Here is a 13,935-nt window from a genome sequence, read left to right as displayed (position 1 = left end):
AATAGAAAGTAATATTGGCAAAACAATCGTACAAAATTTACCTTCAAGAAAATCCTTATCGTTCTTTTTCATTTGATCACCTCTCCATGTGTCACTTTGTTACTTTGTTGATTAAAAAAAATAGTCCAATCAAATGATAAAACAGTGGCAATTTTCATAGCTACAAATGGACTAGGACTTCTCTTGCCACTCTCAATCATACTATAATAAGAACGCTGAATTCCTGATCTTTTAGCTACTTTTTCTTGAGTTAGATTTTGTTGCTCTCTTTTTTCAATTAGCCATTTCCTCATCATATACCTCCTATTTAAGTGTCATTTCGTTACAAATACATTATAAGTAACACATAGTTACTTGCCAATGCAAAAAGTAACAAAGAGTTACTTGTTTTTAGATTCATTTATACGTAACAGCGTGTTACCATTTATATAGAAAGTGGGTGTCGAAATGTTTCCAGAAAAAATCAAAGAATTGAGGCTTTCAAAGAAAATGACGCAACAAGAAGTTGCTGATAAGTTAGGAATTACTCGCCCTGCTTATACAGCCTATGAAAGTGGAAAGAGAGAGCCTGACTTTTCTATTCTTCAATCTTTAGCTAATATTTTTGATGTTACTACTGATTATTTATTAGGAAGAAATAAAACGCCAAAATGGGCCGATGAAAATGATTTAATTGAATTAGATAAAATGCTCGATTCCAACGTTAACATGGCTTATGGTGGTGAAACATTAACAGATGAAGAGAAACAACGGGTAAAAGATGTTTTGACAGGTCTATTTTGGGAATTTAGAAAAGAAGACAAAAGTAAAGAGAAGTGATTTTCTATGAAGATGGACGTAATTAGTCTAGTTGGCAAACTGAAGCAAAAATATAATTCAGCTAATCCCTTTACTATTTGCGAAAAAATGGATATTCAGATTAGGTATGTTCCTTTTTTGAATAATCCAAAGGGACAATTTCAAGAACTGTTAGGGCGTTCGGTTATTCTTCTAAATCACGAACTAAAGTATTCTGAAGAACGGTTCTATATTTGTGCTCACGAACTAGGTCACGCAATTTTTCATCAAGGTTTATCTAGTTATTATGTCTCTACTCGATCCTCCAGAAGCAAATCAGAAAGCGAAGCGAATTGCTTTGCCGCCAATCTTATTATTTCTCTTTATAAAGAAGATAATGATCAATACCCTAGAAAAATTGAAGATTTAACAAATTTGTATGGACTTCCTAAAAATTCATATAGATTTTTAATTTAATTGGCGACTATCACTACCTGCCTTTAAGTGGGAGTAAATATATTTTTATTGTTATGGAGGAAGAAATGAAAAAAATAGTTGGGTTAGGATTAATTCTGTTCTCTAGTATTGTACTAGGAGCATGTGGAAATAGTAATTCAAATTCTGATACGCCTAAAGAAACAACCACTGCGAGCTCTACAATGGTTTCTCTTGAATTCAGTAGCTCTGTGGAAAAAAAGACTAATCTTCTATCAAATGATTCAGATTTCGGAAAAATAGCTGATAATGTACCTGATGGAGAATCCATAGAAGTACAAGGTAAACAAGATTATTCAACCAATTTTAATGATAATTCTTGGGCGGGTGTTAACCTAAATATCGATCGGGTCTCAGTTGTGAAAACTACTGATATCAAAGACTATTCAGATAATCAATACAATGGTTTTGTAGCCGTGCATTACAACATAGATAATACACAACAAGATGTATCTATATACCCTAATCAAGCCACAATTGTAACTGACTATGGTGAGCAAGTTGATGATGGCGGAGTCTTTAATTATGATTCATGGGATGGTGACTTCATGAAAGGAACAAAAAAAGATGGTTGGGGCATCTATCCTTTATCAAAACTTCCTGTTGCATCTTCAATCAAATCTCTTCGATTGAAGATTGATTCTAGCTATGAAACTGATAATTATGATGATGAAAACTCGTATCACACATATGATATTAACTTAAATTTACAATAAAGACTGGCCTTCGGGCTTTTCTTTTTAAACGCAAAAGAACATAAGTTCGTATAAAAACTCTGCTAATACGACGATTTTCTAAATATTCGTTCAAATAACATACCTCCCCTAAAATATTCTTATTATTAGGAATGAAATACGAAAGGATTGGTTTTAATGGCTTCCATTAAAAAGTACTATTTAAAAAAATCAAAAGAATATCGTTATGAAGTCTATATATCAAATGGAATTGATCCTGGTACTAAGCTACAGAAAAAGATTCATAAAAAAGGGTTTAAAAGTCATGAAGAAGCAGAAAGATTCGCAAAAATTGTCGAAGGCGAAATAGCTTCGGAAGAATATACACAAAAAAACCCTAAAAATTTGACTATAGAAAAGTTTATGGACGATTGGATTAATAACTATAAAATGAATGTTAAAGAAGGAACAAGAATTGTTCACAGAGCAAATATAAAAATGTACATCAATCCATATATTGGAAAATATAAACTAGATAAATATACTAGAGCTGATCATCAAAGATTCATCAATCAGTTACTTACTAAAAAGGGTTTGGGGAGAACTAAGGAAGGTCTCTCAGTAACAACAGCCAAAAGTATTAACGCCACTCTTAGCAATGCTTTCAAAAAAGCTATTCAGTTAGGATATATAAAGAATAACCCTACTAGTTTTGTTGAGTTTCCAAGAAATCCATCTGATAAAAAGAAAGTTAAATATTATACTTTTGATCAATCTGAACTATTTCTCGAATTTGCCAAAAAAGAAAAATCATTTATATGGTATCCCTTTTTTCTTATTATATTTGATCAAGGATTGCGAAAATCAGAAGCTTTAGGGCTTCAATGGGCTGATATTGATTTTTCTCAGAATACACTTAATATTAATCGTGAACGACTTGGGGCTGCTGAAAAAGGACCTAACAAAGGTTTGATTATTACAGATGACACAAAAACCCCATCTGGTACACGATCATTGCCTATGACAAAACGAGTAAAGAAAGCCTTATTGACTTTAAGAAATCAAGTAATAAAAGAATTTGGTTTTTTACCTGAAACAGATGACCACGAAGCATTTATTTTTATAAATACTTACGGTAAAAATAAAGGTATTCCAATAAGAGATCGAACCGTTAACGGTGCTTCTCATAGAATTGAAAAACGTGCCAGTCTCCCCCACATAACTGTGCATGATGGTAGACATACTTTTGCAGCTAGAACGAGACAAGCAGGAATACCTTTAGAAGATATCAAAGATTTTTTAGGTCATAAAGATGTTTCTACTACACAAGTCTATGCCCATATTTCTCCCGAAGTGAAAAAAAGATCAATGAATCAACTAGAAAACTATATAGAAGAGCAAATAAAAAAGCACTCAAATTGAGTGCTTTTTTTAAGTTCACTATCACTAAAACTATCACTAATTTTATTTAGAAGCGAACATGTTTCTATCACTGATTATTTAAATCTAGCGAAAAACCCTTATCTTACAGGCGTTCGTTCAATTCTCTAGCAAGGTCTTCAAAGCCTGGTTTGCCTAGAAGTGCGAACATGTTTTTCTTGTAAGCTTCTACACCTGGTTGGTCGAATGGGTTGATGCCATTCAAGTAACCTGAAATACCTACAGCAATTTCAAAGAAGTACATTGTGTAACCCAATGTGTAAGCATCCATTTCTGGAATTTTGACTAGCAAGTTAGGTACGTCACCGTCTGTATGAGCAAGCAATGTTCCTTCAAATGCTTTTGTATTTACGAAGTCCACTTCTTTTCCTTGCAAGTAGCCTAGACCGTCTAAGTCTTCTGCTTGTTCAGGAATCGTGATTGATTTACGAGGTTTTTCAACTTTCACAACTGTTTCAAAAATGTTGCGGCGTCCTTCTTGGATGAATTGTCCTAAAGAGTGCAAATCAGTTGAGAAGTTTGCGCTTGAAGGATAGATGCCTTTTTGGTCTTTTCCTTCAGATTCGCCATACAATTGCTTCCACCATTCTGAGAAGTATTGCATTCCTGGTTCATAATTGATCAATAACTCAGTTACTTTGCCTTTACGGTAAAGAATGTTGCGCATTGCTGCGTATTGGTAAGCTTCGTTTTCTTCTAGTTTGTCGCTTGAATAAGCTTTGCTTGCATCAGCAGCTCCTTGCATCAATGCGTCGATATCTGCTCCACTAACAGCGATTGGTAACAAACCAACAGCAGTCAATACAGAGAAACGTCCGCCGATATCATCAGGAATCACGAAAGTTTCCCAACCTTCTGCATCTGCTTCTACTTTAACTGCACCTTTTGCTTTATCTGTTGTAGCGTAGATACGTTTGTTTGCTTCTTCTTGTCCGTATTTCTTAACAAGAAGCTCTTTGAATACACGGAAAGCAATCGCTGGTTCAGTAGTTGTTCCAGATTTTGAAATAACGTTTACTGAAAAGTCGCGATCACCGATTACTTCGATCAAATCAGCGATATATGTTGAGCTGATTGAATTTCCGGCAAAGAAGATTTGTGGTGCTTTGCGTGTGTCGCTATCTAATAGATTGAAGAATGTGTGATTCAAGAAGTCGATTGCTGCACGAGCGCCTAAATAAGAACCACCGATACCGATAACAACTAATACTTCAGAATCAGATTGGATTTTTTTAGCTGCTTCTTTGATACGTGCAAATTCTTCTTTGTCATAGTTCGTTGGTAAATCGATCCAACCGCGGAAGTCGCTTCCTGCGCCAGTTCCTTCCCGTAATTCGTTGTGGGCTGCTGTTACTTGGCTTTGCATGTACCCTAACTCATGTTCATTGACAAACGGTGCTACTTTTGAATAGTCAAAATGAATGTGTGCCATTTGTTCTCCTCCTTATAGGTTTACTCTACAGGTAATACTTTACGTTTTTTTTTATTATTTTTCAAGCAAATAAACAAAATGCTGACAATATTTCCAAGAAAGTTTCATTTTTTAAACTAAACCTTCTGCTGCCATTGCTTTGGCAACTTTTTCAAATCCAGCAACATTTGCTCCAAGAAGCAGATTTTTTTCGTCACCATACTCAGCAGCTGTTTGGCGACACGTATGGTAAATCTTTTCCATGATTTGATCCAGTTGCTCATCCACTTGTTCTCTTTCCCAAGTCAATCGTTGGGCGTTCTGACTCATTTCTAAAGCAGATACTGCCACTCCTCCAGCATTAGCAGCTTTTCCTGGACAATACCACACATCTGCTTCATGAAGAACAGAAACAGCTTTTACTGTACATGGCATATTAGCGCCCTCTGCTACGATTTTGATCCCATTTTCTACTAAGATTTCAGCCAAGCTTTCGTCTATTTCGTTTTGAGTGGCACATGGCAAAGCGATATCCGCCTTTTCTTTCAATGTCCAAACAGATTCTCCAGCATGATAAACAGCAGAAGGACGTTGGTTCGCGTATTCTGTTAAACGTTGGCGCTTGATTTCTTTGATTTCTTTCAATAGTGACACGTCTATTCCTTCTGGATCATAGATGTACCCGCTAGAATCTGAACATGTAACCACTTTTCCACCAAGTTCTTGCACTTTTTCGATTGCATAAATGGCTACATTCCCGCTTCCGGAAACAAAAACTGTTTTTTGATCAAATGAATCTTTTTCTTCGTTCAATAGATGTTTGACATAATAGACCAATCCATATCCAGTCGCTTCTGTACGTATCTTACTTCCCCAAAAATCCAGAGGTTTACCTGTCAACACACCAGTATCATATTTTTTCAATCGTTTATATTCGCCAAACAAATAACCGATCTCTCTAGCTCCTACACCGATATCTCCTGCAGGAACATCAATTGATGGCCCAATATGTTTTGACAATTCCAACATGAAACTTTGACAAAAACGCATGATTTCATTATCAGATTTCCCTTTAGGATCGAAATCACTCCCACCTTTTCCTCCGCCGATTGGCAGACCAGTTAAACTATTCTTGAAAATCTGTTCAAAAGCCAAAAATTTCAAGATACTTAGGTTGACACTGGGATGAAAGCGTAATCCACCTTTATAAGGGCCGATAGCTGAATTGTATTGGATACGGTAGCCTCTATTTACTCGCCAGTTTCCTTTATCATCTTGCCAAGGTACTCGAAATTGAATAATTCTTTCTGGTTCTGTTAAAAGTTCTAAAATATTCTTTTCGATATATTCGGGATGAGTGTCCAAAAAAGACATCACTGTGGGCATGAATTCATCGATTGCTTGCAAAAATTCTTCTTGTCCTTGATCCTTTTGATGTAGCTTTTCTTGAATTGCTTGAACATATTCTGTTGCGTTTGTCATCGTTCCACGCTCCTTTGCTTATCTTCCCTCATTTTAGCTCATTTTCTCTTTTGGCTCAAAACATTTTTTTCTGTTTTCTTTCTTCAAATATGCTACACTTTCCTTGAGGTGAGGGAATGGAAAAACTGTATGATGTGATCGTAGTCGGCGCTGGAACAAGCGGGATGATGGCAGCGATCAGTGCAGCTGAACAAGGCGCACGCGTACTTTTGATCGAAAAAAACAAAAAAGCAGGAAAAAAACTACTGATGACAGGTGGTGGTCGGTGCAACGTTACGAATAATCGTCCTGTTGATGATTTAATCGCACATATTCCTGGAAATGGAAATTTTTTATATAGTACATTTGCGCAATGGAATAATTTCGATATCATGAACTTCTTTGAATCACAAGGCGTACATTTAAAAGAAGAGGATCATGGACGGATGTTTCCTGTGACAAATAAATCAAAAACGATTATCGAAGCATTACTTAATCGTCTGAAAGAACTAGATGTGACGATCCTATTCTCTACTCGAGTAGAGAAATTGATCCACAAAGAACATAAAATTTACGGTATACGCACGGAATTCGAAGAGTTCCATGCTCCTGCCGTTATCTTAACAACTGGTGGGCGGACTTATCCCTCTACTGGTTCTACTGGAGATGGGTACAAGATCGTGAAGCGAGTGGGTCACACGGTGACGCCTCTGTATGCGACAGAGTCCCCCTTGATATCGGATGAACCGTATATTCAGGAGAAAACACTTCAAGGGCTTTCTTTACAGGACATCACTTTACGTGTTCTAAATAAAAAAGGCCGTGTATTGACTGAACATACGATGGATTTACTTTTCACCCATTTCGGTATTTCTGGTCCGGCTGCACTGCGTTGTTCAAGTTTCGTCAATAAAGAATTAGAGAAAACGGGAGAACCAGTGACACTTTCTCTGGATTGTTTTCCTACACAAACCAAACAAGAGCTTATTCATTTATTGACAGAAAAAAGTAAAGCCACCAAAAAGAACTTAGTAAATGCTTGGCATGGTCTATTACCTGAGCGATTGTTGGTTTTCTTTCTTGAGCGGCTTGAAATGGATAGCCTAACAGGACAACAAGCCTCTCAAAAACAAATTCAAGATTTCGTTCAATTATGCAAAGAGTTTAAGCTATCAATCAACAAGACTTTTCCTATTGAGAAATCATTTGTAACTGGCGGAGGGGTTTCTCTAAAGGAAATTCATCCTAAAACGTTGGAGAGTAAAATCATTGATGGTCTGTATTTTGCCGGAGAATTACTGGATGTCAATGGTTATACTGGTGGCTTTAATATCACAGCGGCTTTCGCTACAGGACATGTAGCAGGAAGGAATGCTGGGCAAAGAGCATAATGTATAAAAAAGAAAGAAGGAGACTGGGCAAACAACATCCCGGCCTCCTTCTTTCTTTTATACGTATGATTTATTGTTTTATATCTGCAAATTGTCCGCTCGTTAATGCACAGATATCTTGAGGAGCTAATTCCATCTGTAGCCCTCTTCTGCCAGCTGATACAATGATTTGATCATAGTTTTCTGCGATTTGATCTAAATAAGTAGGAAACAGTTTTTTCATTCCTATAGGCGAGCAGCCACCACGTATGTATCCGGTCGTTGCTTCCAAATCTTTCAAATGAAGCATTTCTACTTTTTTATTCCCTGAAACTTTTGCTAATTTTTTTAGATTCAATTCGGCTTCTCCTGGTATCACAGCAACAAGAGGCCCCGTCACATTGCCCACAGCAACCAGTGTTTTAAATATACGAGATTGGCTCTCTGGGAGCTGTTCTGCGACAGAGGACGCACTTAGGTGGTTTTCGTCCCATTCATATTCGTGTTCTGTATAGGGAATCTTTTTTTGTTCGACCATACGGATCGCATTCGTTTTTACTATTTTTTTCTTTGCCAAAAAATATCACCTCAAACTTGTTCTACAACGGTTCATTTAATAATTGGATAATTTGCTTCAATGCTTTGACCGGTAATTGTCCTGGAGCAGAAGCATTGCTTAAGGAACCAAACGTCATGACGGATCCTGTCGTTCCGCCAGCCAGACGAGAAATTTTTCCCAGATCGCCCATAGACATCGTAATGATAGGCATGGAGACAAAACCATTTGCCCGTCTAGTCAACTCCATCAACCGCAAAACATCTCGTTCATTATTGGGAGTCACTGCCAACTTTCCGATATCAGCGCCAAAATGTTCCATGACATTCAGTCGGTAAAGCAAGACAGGGTCAGCTGGTGTTTCTTTAAAATCATGACTACTGATAATTAAAGGAATGTTTAAAGACTTGATTTCCTCTATCAGTCCTTTTCCTAGACTTTCTACTTTGAACAACTCGATATCGACCATATCTACTAATCCTGTGTGTATCACATGTTCATAGAGGTCGCGATACTGACGGATCGAAATGTCTTGTTCTCCGCCTTCAGCTAAGGTACGAAACGTAAATAATAACGGCAGTCCATCAAGCATCTCATGGATAAGAACCAATGTTTCTGCAACTTCATCAAAAGAAAAAACCTTACGATAATGATCGACTCGCCATTCTACTAAGTCGGCCCCTGCTTCACGTGCAAGAACTGCTTCACGTAATACTTCCTCTCGGACGGCTCCGATAAGAGGCGCACAAATCTTTGGTCTACCGCTTCCTATATTCAATCCCTTTATCCGAACCACTCTGCATCGCTCCTTCTAATGGTTATTTTTAATTTGATAAACAAACACTTTCAGATAATTACCTTCTAAAAAGGTATCCGTCGTCTGGAAATCTTTTGGCAAACGATATAAAGCAAGTTGTTCAAAAGAAACATTCTTGGCATGGAATTCCTCTTCGATCATTGTTTGGAATTGTTCGATCGAGACATTTGCAGCATTTGTAGACGCAATAAGTATCCCATTTTCTGCTAAAATATCCAGACTATCCTTGACCAGTTCCCCATAATCTTTTGCTACGCGAAAGACTTTTTTCTTGTTTCTGGCAAAACTTGGTGGATCCAACACAATCATGTCATATAAAAATTGTTTTCTTTTTGCGTATTTGAAATACTCGAATACGTCCATAACAATGATTTTTTGCTGATCGACATCCAGGCCATTCACTTCAAACTGTTCTTGTGTTTTTTTCAAACTGCGTTTTGCTAGATCGACACTTGTCGTTTCGATTGCCCCTCCCATTGCGGCAGCAACAGAAAAGGCGCCGGTATAACTAAACATGTTCAAAACTGTTTTCCCAGAAGCGAAACCTTCTGCCAATGATCCCCGTACTTCTTTTTGGTCTAGAAAGATACCAGTCATTAATCCTTCATTTAAATAAACGGCAAATTTTATTCCGTTTTCTTTTACGATCAAGGGCTCCGGTGCCTCTTTTCCGTAAATGAACTGGCTCTCAGGCAGATTCACTGATTCAAAACGAATTTTCTCATATCCACCGATGATTTCCGGATAGATTTCACGAAAAGCTTGAATCAATAATTCACGATGTGTATATAACGTCTCGTTATACCAAGAAAAAACAGCATAACCTGCATAATAATCAATAATCAGACCGCCGATTCCGTCTCCTTCTCCATTGAATATACGAAAAGCGGTAGTAGAATCATCTGAAAAAAAGAAAGTTCTTTTTTCTTTTGACTTCACAAAAAGTTCTTCAAAAAATGATTGATCAAATGGGATATCCTGCTGGCTCAGTACCCAACCGATCCCTTTATTCTGCTTTCCTAAATATCCTTTTGCGATAAATTGATTTTGCGGATCAACTAATTCCACCCATTGCGTGGTTTCTTTTTGAGGATGTGCAAGGTCTTCTTTTTGGATCAATGGATAGCCTTTTTTCAATCGACTGCTTGCTCTTTTTTTTACTTGTACTTTCATTCCTTCACCTGCTTTAGCTTTCTCTTCTCAAGTATAACAAAAAACATAGGTCTTGTCTTACTGCTTCTTTTTCATCAAGCTTAAAGAAAACCTTAATGAAACAGCACAAAGTTCTGGTTTCAATTGACACTATATTGTCATACTAGTAAAATAAATGAGAATAAGTGAGCTGTGTAACATGGTTTCATGGCACTTCTGTGATTAAGAAGTGCAGAAAGGAAGATTATCTTGAAATATATAAAAACACCTGCCTTTTTGAATAAGAGGCTCGGATTTTTTTCTTTACTAGTCGTTTTACTTTGGTTGAAAACGATTTTTGCCTATTTGGTTGATTTCCATCTCGGAATTGAAAGTGGCATTCAATACTTTATCTTATTTATCAATCCTATTGCAACTACACTGTTATTACTTGGAATTGCTCTTTATATCAGACGCCCTAGAGTTGCTTATATCACGATAATGGTCATTTATTTTCTTTTGACGTTGCTTGTTTTTTCGAATGTCACTTATTATCGAGAATTCACGGACTTCATTACGATCAACACGATTTTAGGTGCTGGGAAAGTAGCAAGTGGTCTGGGAGAAAGTGCCATTCGACTGTTTCGCCCATATGACGTGATCTATTGGATCGATTTCATTATCTTGACTGTCCTACTGATCGCCAAAAAAATCAAGTTGGACCCTCGTCCGATTCGAGCAAGAATGGCTTTTGCAATCTCTACATTAGCCGTTATGATTTTCTCAGGAAATCTTTTTATGGCGGAAGCTGATCGTCCAGAATTATTGACTCGTACATTCTCTCGGGATTATTTGGTCAAATATCTTGGCTTGAATGCTTTCATGGTTTACGACGGCGTTCAAACTTACCAGACAAACCAAGTGCGGGCAGAAGCAAGCCCCAATGATATGAAAGAAGTAGAAAATTATGTAAAAGAACATTACGCAGCACCAAATGATGATTTGTTTGGACTTGCTAAAGGAAAAAATGTGATTTATATCCATTTAGAAAGCTTCCAACAATTCTTGATCGATTATAAATTGACAGATGAGAATGGTGTCCAACATGAAGTTACACCTTTCATCAATAGTCTTTATCACAGCAATAGCACGTTCAGTTTTGACAACTTTTTCCATCAAGTAAAAGCAGGAAAAACAAGTGATGCGGAAACGCTGATGGAAAATTCATTGTTTGGCTTGAATCAAGGCTCCTTGTTCACACAATTAGGCGGAAAAAATACTTTCCAAGCTGCACCTGATATTTTAAGTCAAACAGAAGGCTACACAAGTGCAGTGTTCCATGGGAACGCCGGCACATTCTGGAATCGAAACGAGACCTATAAGAATTTAGGATATGATTATTTCTTCGATTCTTCTTATTATGACGTTAATGATGACAATTCGTTCCAATACGGTTTGCATGATAAACCATTTTTCCAACAATCTGTACAATACTTGGAACGTCTGCAACAACCATTTTATTCAAAATTCATTGCTGTATCTAACCATTATCCTTATTCGAAATTCACCAATGACGAAGCTGGATTCCCGTTAGCCAATACAAACGATGAAACGATTAACGGTTACTTCGCGACAGCTAATTATTTAGACACTGCCGTACAAGAATTCTTCAACTATTTGAAAGAAAGCGGCTTGTATGATAATTCAGTTATCGTTCTTTACGGTGACCATTATGGTGTCTCGAATTCTAGAAATAAAAATCTAGCTGAACTAGTTGGAAAAACGAGTTCTACTTGGACTAATTATGACAATGCACAAATGCAGCGTGTCCCTTATATGATTCATATTCCTGGACAAACACAAGGCGGGATCAATCACACTTATGGCGGCCAAGTTGATGCTTTGCCTACGCTGCTCCATTTACTAGGTGTAGATACAAAAAATTATATTCAGTTAGGACAAGATCTATTCTCGAAAGATCATGAACAGCTTGTTTCTTTCCGTGATGGCGATTTTGTTACTCCAAAATATACTTACTACGGTGGTACCATCTACAGTAACGAAACTGGTGAGGCCATTACTGAACCTACTGAGGAAGTACAAAATGAAATTGATTCACTCAAAGAAAAAGTTGATAAACAGTTAGCTGTTTCTGATCAAATCAATAACGGTGATCTTCTTCGGTTCTATACGAATAGTGGATTAGACCCAATTGATACCAGTGATTATGACTACAAGAATGGCTTAGAGAAATTAAAAGAAGCTGAAAAATCTCTAGGTGACAAATCAACTAGTGTCTTTAGTCAACACAACGGACAATCAACTGTTGATCTTTATAAAACTCAAACGTATCAAGAACTTCACGGAACGACCACAAGTTCTTCCGAATGACAAAACAAATCTGAAAGGAGCTGTGACAAATATCTTGTCGCAGCTCTTTTTTCAAAACCTCTTGCTTTTTGCAAGAGGTTTCCTGGTTTTGGTTTTAATTCGTGATTTTACTAAAGGAATTTCATACTTTATTCATATTCATTTTTTATACTTTTTATAGAGGTGAAAAGTATGAAAATGATCCGCTATGCTACTGCTCGATTAATTTATTACAAAAAGCAGACAATACTCTATTGTTTATTTTCAAGCTTTTCTGCTTTTTTATTGATAGCATGCCTGACTCTTTACCATTTGCAATCGGCTTTAGCGAATCAAGTCCAAGATCGGCTTTCATTTATCGGTGCTTCTGCATCTACGGCTCTTCTTCCGGCTTTAGAATTAGCTAGCCGATTTTATCTAAAAGGCATATTCAGTTTATTTTTTCTGTTTGCCTTCTTTTTTATCTTTTTCTTTTACTATTCACTCAGGCAAAACCAGCAAGAATTGATGAATTGGCGCCTGACTGGTCTTTCTAAAGCCAAACTGTTCCTTTTTATTTTTTGGCAGCTGTTCTTTCCTCTCTTTCTTTGTTGTATCTTGGTTTTATTGTGGATCGTCAGCTTCCAGTCGGTTTATGAAACACTGCTTCAAAGGATCAATTTTCTTGTCTTAAAGACTGCTGAGCTGCCAGATATCCGTGATATCTTGACTTCAGTAAGCGGACTTACGATTCCGATGGATCAGCAGACTTTCTTTACTATTGATTTTCAAAATGATCTGTTTTTCACAGATATTCTTAGAGGCTTTGCCCAAACACTTGTTGGACTTAGCGGGTGCTGTCTGATTCTCAGCCTATTCCCATTCACTTTTTTTATCCATCACTTGCAAAGCAGGAGGCCTAAACGTAATGAAACCTGAATATTTGATTAACGCTGACCATTTGACCGTTATCTTGTGTCCCCTCGAAAAACAGGATAAGATATTAGAGCACTTAAAAAAAGAAGTTCTAGTTGCTAATCTGGAAAATTTCGCCATCGTTCAAAAAGATTGGCCAATGTTTCCTTACCTAAAGCTCAAAGACCATGTACTGTTAGATTTACCAGAAAAGGGAATCAAACAAGATCGTTTAGCCTATCAAGAAAAACTTGATATCTCTTCTTCATTACTTAATTGTGCGGCGACTGAGCTTACGCCTTTTGAGAAAGTAAAGCTTCAATTGCTTCATGCGTTGCTTTCCAAACGAAACAATATTGTTATTGAAGACACCTTTGATGAACTTAGTATATTGGAGATCCAAGAACTGCTCCACTTGCTTTCTTATTTAGCTCATGAAGAAAATCAAGGTATTTTACTCTTTACGCATGACGCTACTATTGCTCAAAGTCCTTACATTGATCGTTTAGAGCCTGCGGGTTAAATCAGTCATTTTATTA

The 13,935-nt window shown here is 37.0% G+C and carries 14 protein-coding genes; 8 read left to right on the top strand and 6 right to left on the bottom strand.

Annotation, left to right across the window (positions count from 1 at the left end):
• Positions 1-68: 68 nt before the first annotated feature.
• Positions 69-293 carry a helix-turn-helix domain-containing protein gene (locus OZZ83_RS09665; RefSeq protein WP_002320146.1) on the bottom strand — a complete coding sequence of 75 codons (225 nt, stop codon included), beginning with the start codon at positions 291-293 and terminating at the stop codon, positions 69-71.
• A 154-nt stretch (positions 294-447) separates the two neighbouring features.
• Between OZZ83_RS09665 and OZZ83_RS09660 the strand changes: the two genes are divergently transcribed.
• The 4 genes from OZZ83_RS09660 (at position 448) to OZZ83_RS09645 (ending at position 3,368) form a co-directional block, all read left to right on the top strand.
• Positions 448-819: a helix-turn-helix domain-containing protein gene (locus tag OZZ83_RS09660; protein WP_002320147.1), complete on the top strand. Its 372-nt coding sequence runs from the start codon at positions 448-450 to the stop codon at positions 817-819.
• A gap of 6 nt (positions 820-825) precedes the next feature.
• Entirely contained in the window at positions 826-1,254 is a 429-nt protein-coding gene (locus OZZ83_RS09655; RefSeq protein ID WP_002334795.1) for an ImmA/IrrE family metallo-endopeptidase, read from the top strand.
• A 65-nt stretch (positions 1,255-1,319) separates the two neighbouring features.
• Positions 1,320-1,988 carry a hypothetical protein gene (locus OZZ83_RS09650; protein WP_002320149.1) on the top strand — a complete coding sequence of 223 codons (669 nt, stop codon included), beginning with the start codon at positions 1,320-1,322 and terminating at the stop codon, positions 1,986-1,988.
• Positions 1,989-2,144: 156 nt separating this feature from the next.
• Positions 2,145-3,368, top strand: a complete 1,224-nt coding sequence (locus OZZ83_RS09645; RefSeq protein WP_002320150.1) for a tyrosine-type recombinase/integrase — start codon at positions 2,145-2,147, stop codon at positions 3,366-3,368.
• Positions 3,369-3,471: 103 nt separating this feature from the next.
• Here the strand turns inward: OZZ83_RS09645 and OZZ83_RS09640 are convergent, their stop codons facing one another.
• Entirely contained in the window at positions 3,472-4,818 is a 1,347-nt protein-coding gene (locus tag OZZ83_RS09640; RefSeq protein ID WP_278023726.1) for a glucose-6-phosphate isomerase, read from the bottom strand.
• Positions 4,819-4,929: 111 nt separating this feature from the next.
• Entirely contained in the window at positions 4,930-6,279 is a 1,350-nt protein-coding gene (gdhA, locus tag OZZ83_RS09635) for an NADP-specific glutamate dehydrogenase (RefSeq protein WP_002308828.1), read from the bottom strand.
• 116 nt (positions 6,280-6,395) lie between these two features.
• Here gdhA and OZZ83_RS09630 point away from each other — a divergent pair, with 116 nt between their 5' ends.
• Positions 6,396-7,649 carry an NAD(P)/FAD-dependent oxidoreductase gene (locus tag OZZ83_RS09630; protein ID WP_002308827.1) on the top strand — a complete coding sequence of 418 codons (1,254 nt, stop codon included), beginning with the start codon at positions 6,396-6,398 and terminating at the stop codon, positions 7,647-7,649.
• A 70-nt stretch (positions 7,650-7,719) separates the two neighbouring features.
• Here the strand turns inward: OZZ83_RS09630 and ybaK are convergent, their stop codons facing one another.
• From ybaK to OZZ83_RS09615, 3 genes are read right to left on the bottom strand one after another with little or no spacing between them, the layout of a single operon-like run.
• Positions 7,720-8,205, bottom strand: coding sequence for a Cys-tRNA(Pro) deacylase (gene ybaK / locus OZZ83_RS09625; RefSeq protein ID WP_002290411.1), 486 nt, complete (start codon positions 8,203-8,205; stop codon positions 7,720-7,722).
• 22 nt (positions 8,206-8,227) lie between these two features.
• Positions 8,228-8,980 carry a type I 3-dehydroquinate dehydratase gene (gene aroD / locus OZZ83_RS09620; protein ID WP_278023728.1) on the bottom strand — a complete coding sequence of 251 codons (753 nt, stop codon included), beginning with the start codon at positions 8,978-8,980 and terminating at the stop codon, positions 8,228-8,230.
• Positions 8,981-8,995: 15 nt separating this feature from the next.
• A complete protein-coding gene (locus tag OZZ83_RS09615) occupies positions 8,996-10,174 on the bottom strand; it encodes a class I SAM-dependent rRNA methyltransferase (RefSeq protein ID WP_002308823.1) in 1,179 nt (392 codons plus the stop codon).
• A 228-nt stretch (positions 10,175-10,402) separates the two neighbouring features.
• On the opposite strand from OZZ83_RS09615, the gene OZZ83_RS09610 reads away from it, so the two are divergent.
• The 3 genes from OZZ83_RS09610 to OZZ83_RS09600 all read left to right on the top strand — a co-directional run bounded on the left by OZZ83_RS09610 (position 10,403) and on the right by OZZ83_RS09600 (position 13,919).
• Entirely contained in the window at positions 10,403-12,523 is a 2,121-nt protein-coding gene (locus tag OZZ83_RS09610) for an LTA synthase family protein (protein ID WP_002308821.1), read from the top strand.
• A 171-nt stretch (positions 12,524-12,694) separates the two neighbouring features.
• Complete coding sequence (locus OZZ83_RS09605; RefSeq protein ID WP_002316381.1) at positions 12,695-13,420, top strand: FtsX-like permease family protein; 726 nt, start codon at positions 12,695-12,697, stop codon at positions 13,418-13,420.
• Positions 13,410-13,919 (top strand): hypothetical protein, encoded by a 510-nt coding sequence (locus tag OZZ83_RS09600; protein WP_002308814.1) that lies wholly within the window; start codon positions 13,410-13,412, stop codon positions 13,917-13,919. Before OZZ83_RS09605 ends, OZZ83_RS09600 begins: the two co-directional genes overlap by 11 nt.
• Positions 13,920-13,935 lie beyond the last annotated feature (16 nt).

Origin of the sequence: Enterococcus sp. E5-162 (assembly GCF_035725965.1) — a bacterium.
GTDB classification, from domain to species: domain Bacteria; phylum Bacillota; class Bacilli; order Lactobacillales; family Enterococcaceae; genus Enterococcus_B; species Enterococcus_B lactis.
This window is presented reverse-complemented; position numbering and strand designations above follow the sequence as displayed.

Coding starts and splice junctions, on each gene's coding strand:
- OZZ83_RS09665 (WP_002320146.1), bottom strand. CDS start 293: ATGAGGAAATGGCTAATTGAAAAAAGAGAGCAACAAAATCTAACTCAA.
- OZZ83_RS09660 (WP_002320147.1), top strand. CDS start 448: ATGTTTCCAGAAAAAATCAAAGAATTGAGGCTTTCAAAGAAAATGACG.
- OZZ83_RS09655 (WP_002334795.1), top strand. CDS start 826: ATGAAGATGGACGTAATTAGTCTAGTTGGCAAACTGAAGCAAAAATAT.
- OZZ83_RS09650 (WP_002320149.1), top strand. CDS start 1,320: ATGAAAAAAATAGTTGGGTTAGGATTAATTCTGTTCTCTAGTATTGTA.
- OZZ83_RS09645 (WP_002320150.1), top strand. CDS start 2,145: ATGGCTTCCATTAAAAAGTACTATTTAAAAAAATCAAAAGAATATCGT.
- OZZ83_RS09640 (WP_278023726.1), bottom strand. CDS start 4,818: ATGGCACACATTCATTTTGACTATTCAAAAGTAGCACCGTTTGTCAAT.
- gdhA (WP_002308828.1), bottom strand. CDS start 6,279: ATGACAAACGCAACAGAATATGTTCAAGCAATTCAAGAAAAGCTACAT.
- OZZ83_RS09630 (WP_002308827.1), top strand. CDS start 6,396: ATGGAAAAACTGTATGATGTGATCGTAGTCGGCGCTGGAACAAGCGGG.
- OZZ83_RS09615 (WP_002308823.1), bottom strand. CDS start 10,174: ATGAAAGTACAAGTAAAAAAAAGAGCAAGCAGTCGATTGAAAAAAGGC.
- OZZ83_RS09605 (WP_002316381.1), top strand. CDS start 12,695: ATGAAAATGATCCGCTATGCTACTGCTCGATTAATTTATTACAAAAAG.
- OZZ83_RS09600 (WP_002308814.1), top strand. CDS start 13,410: ATGAAACCTGAATATTTGATTAACGCTGACCATTTGACCGTTATCTTG.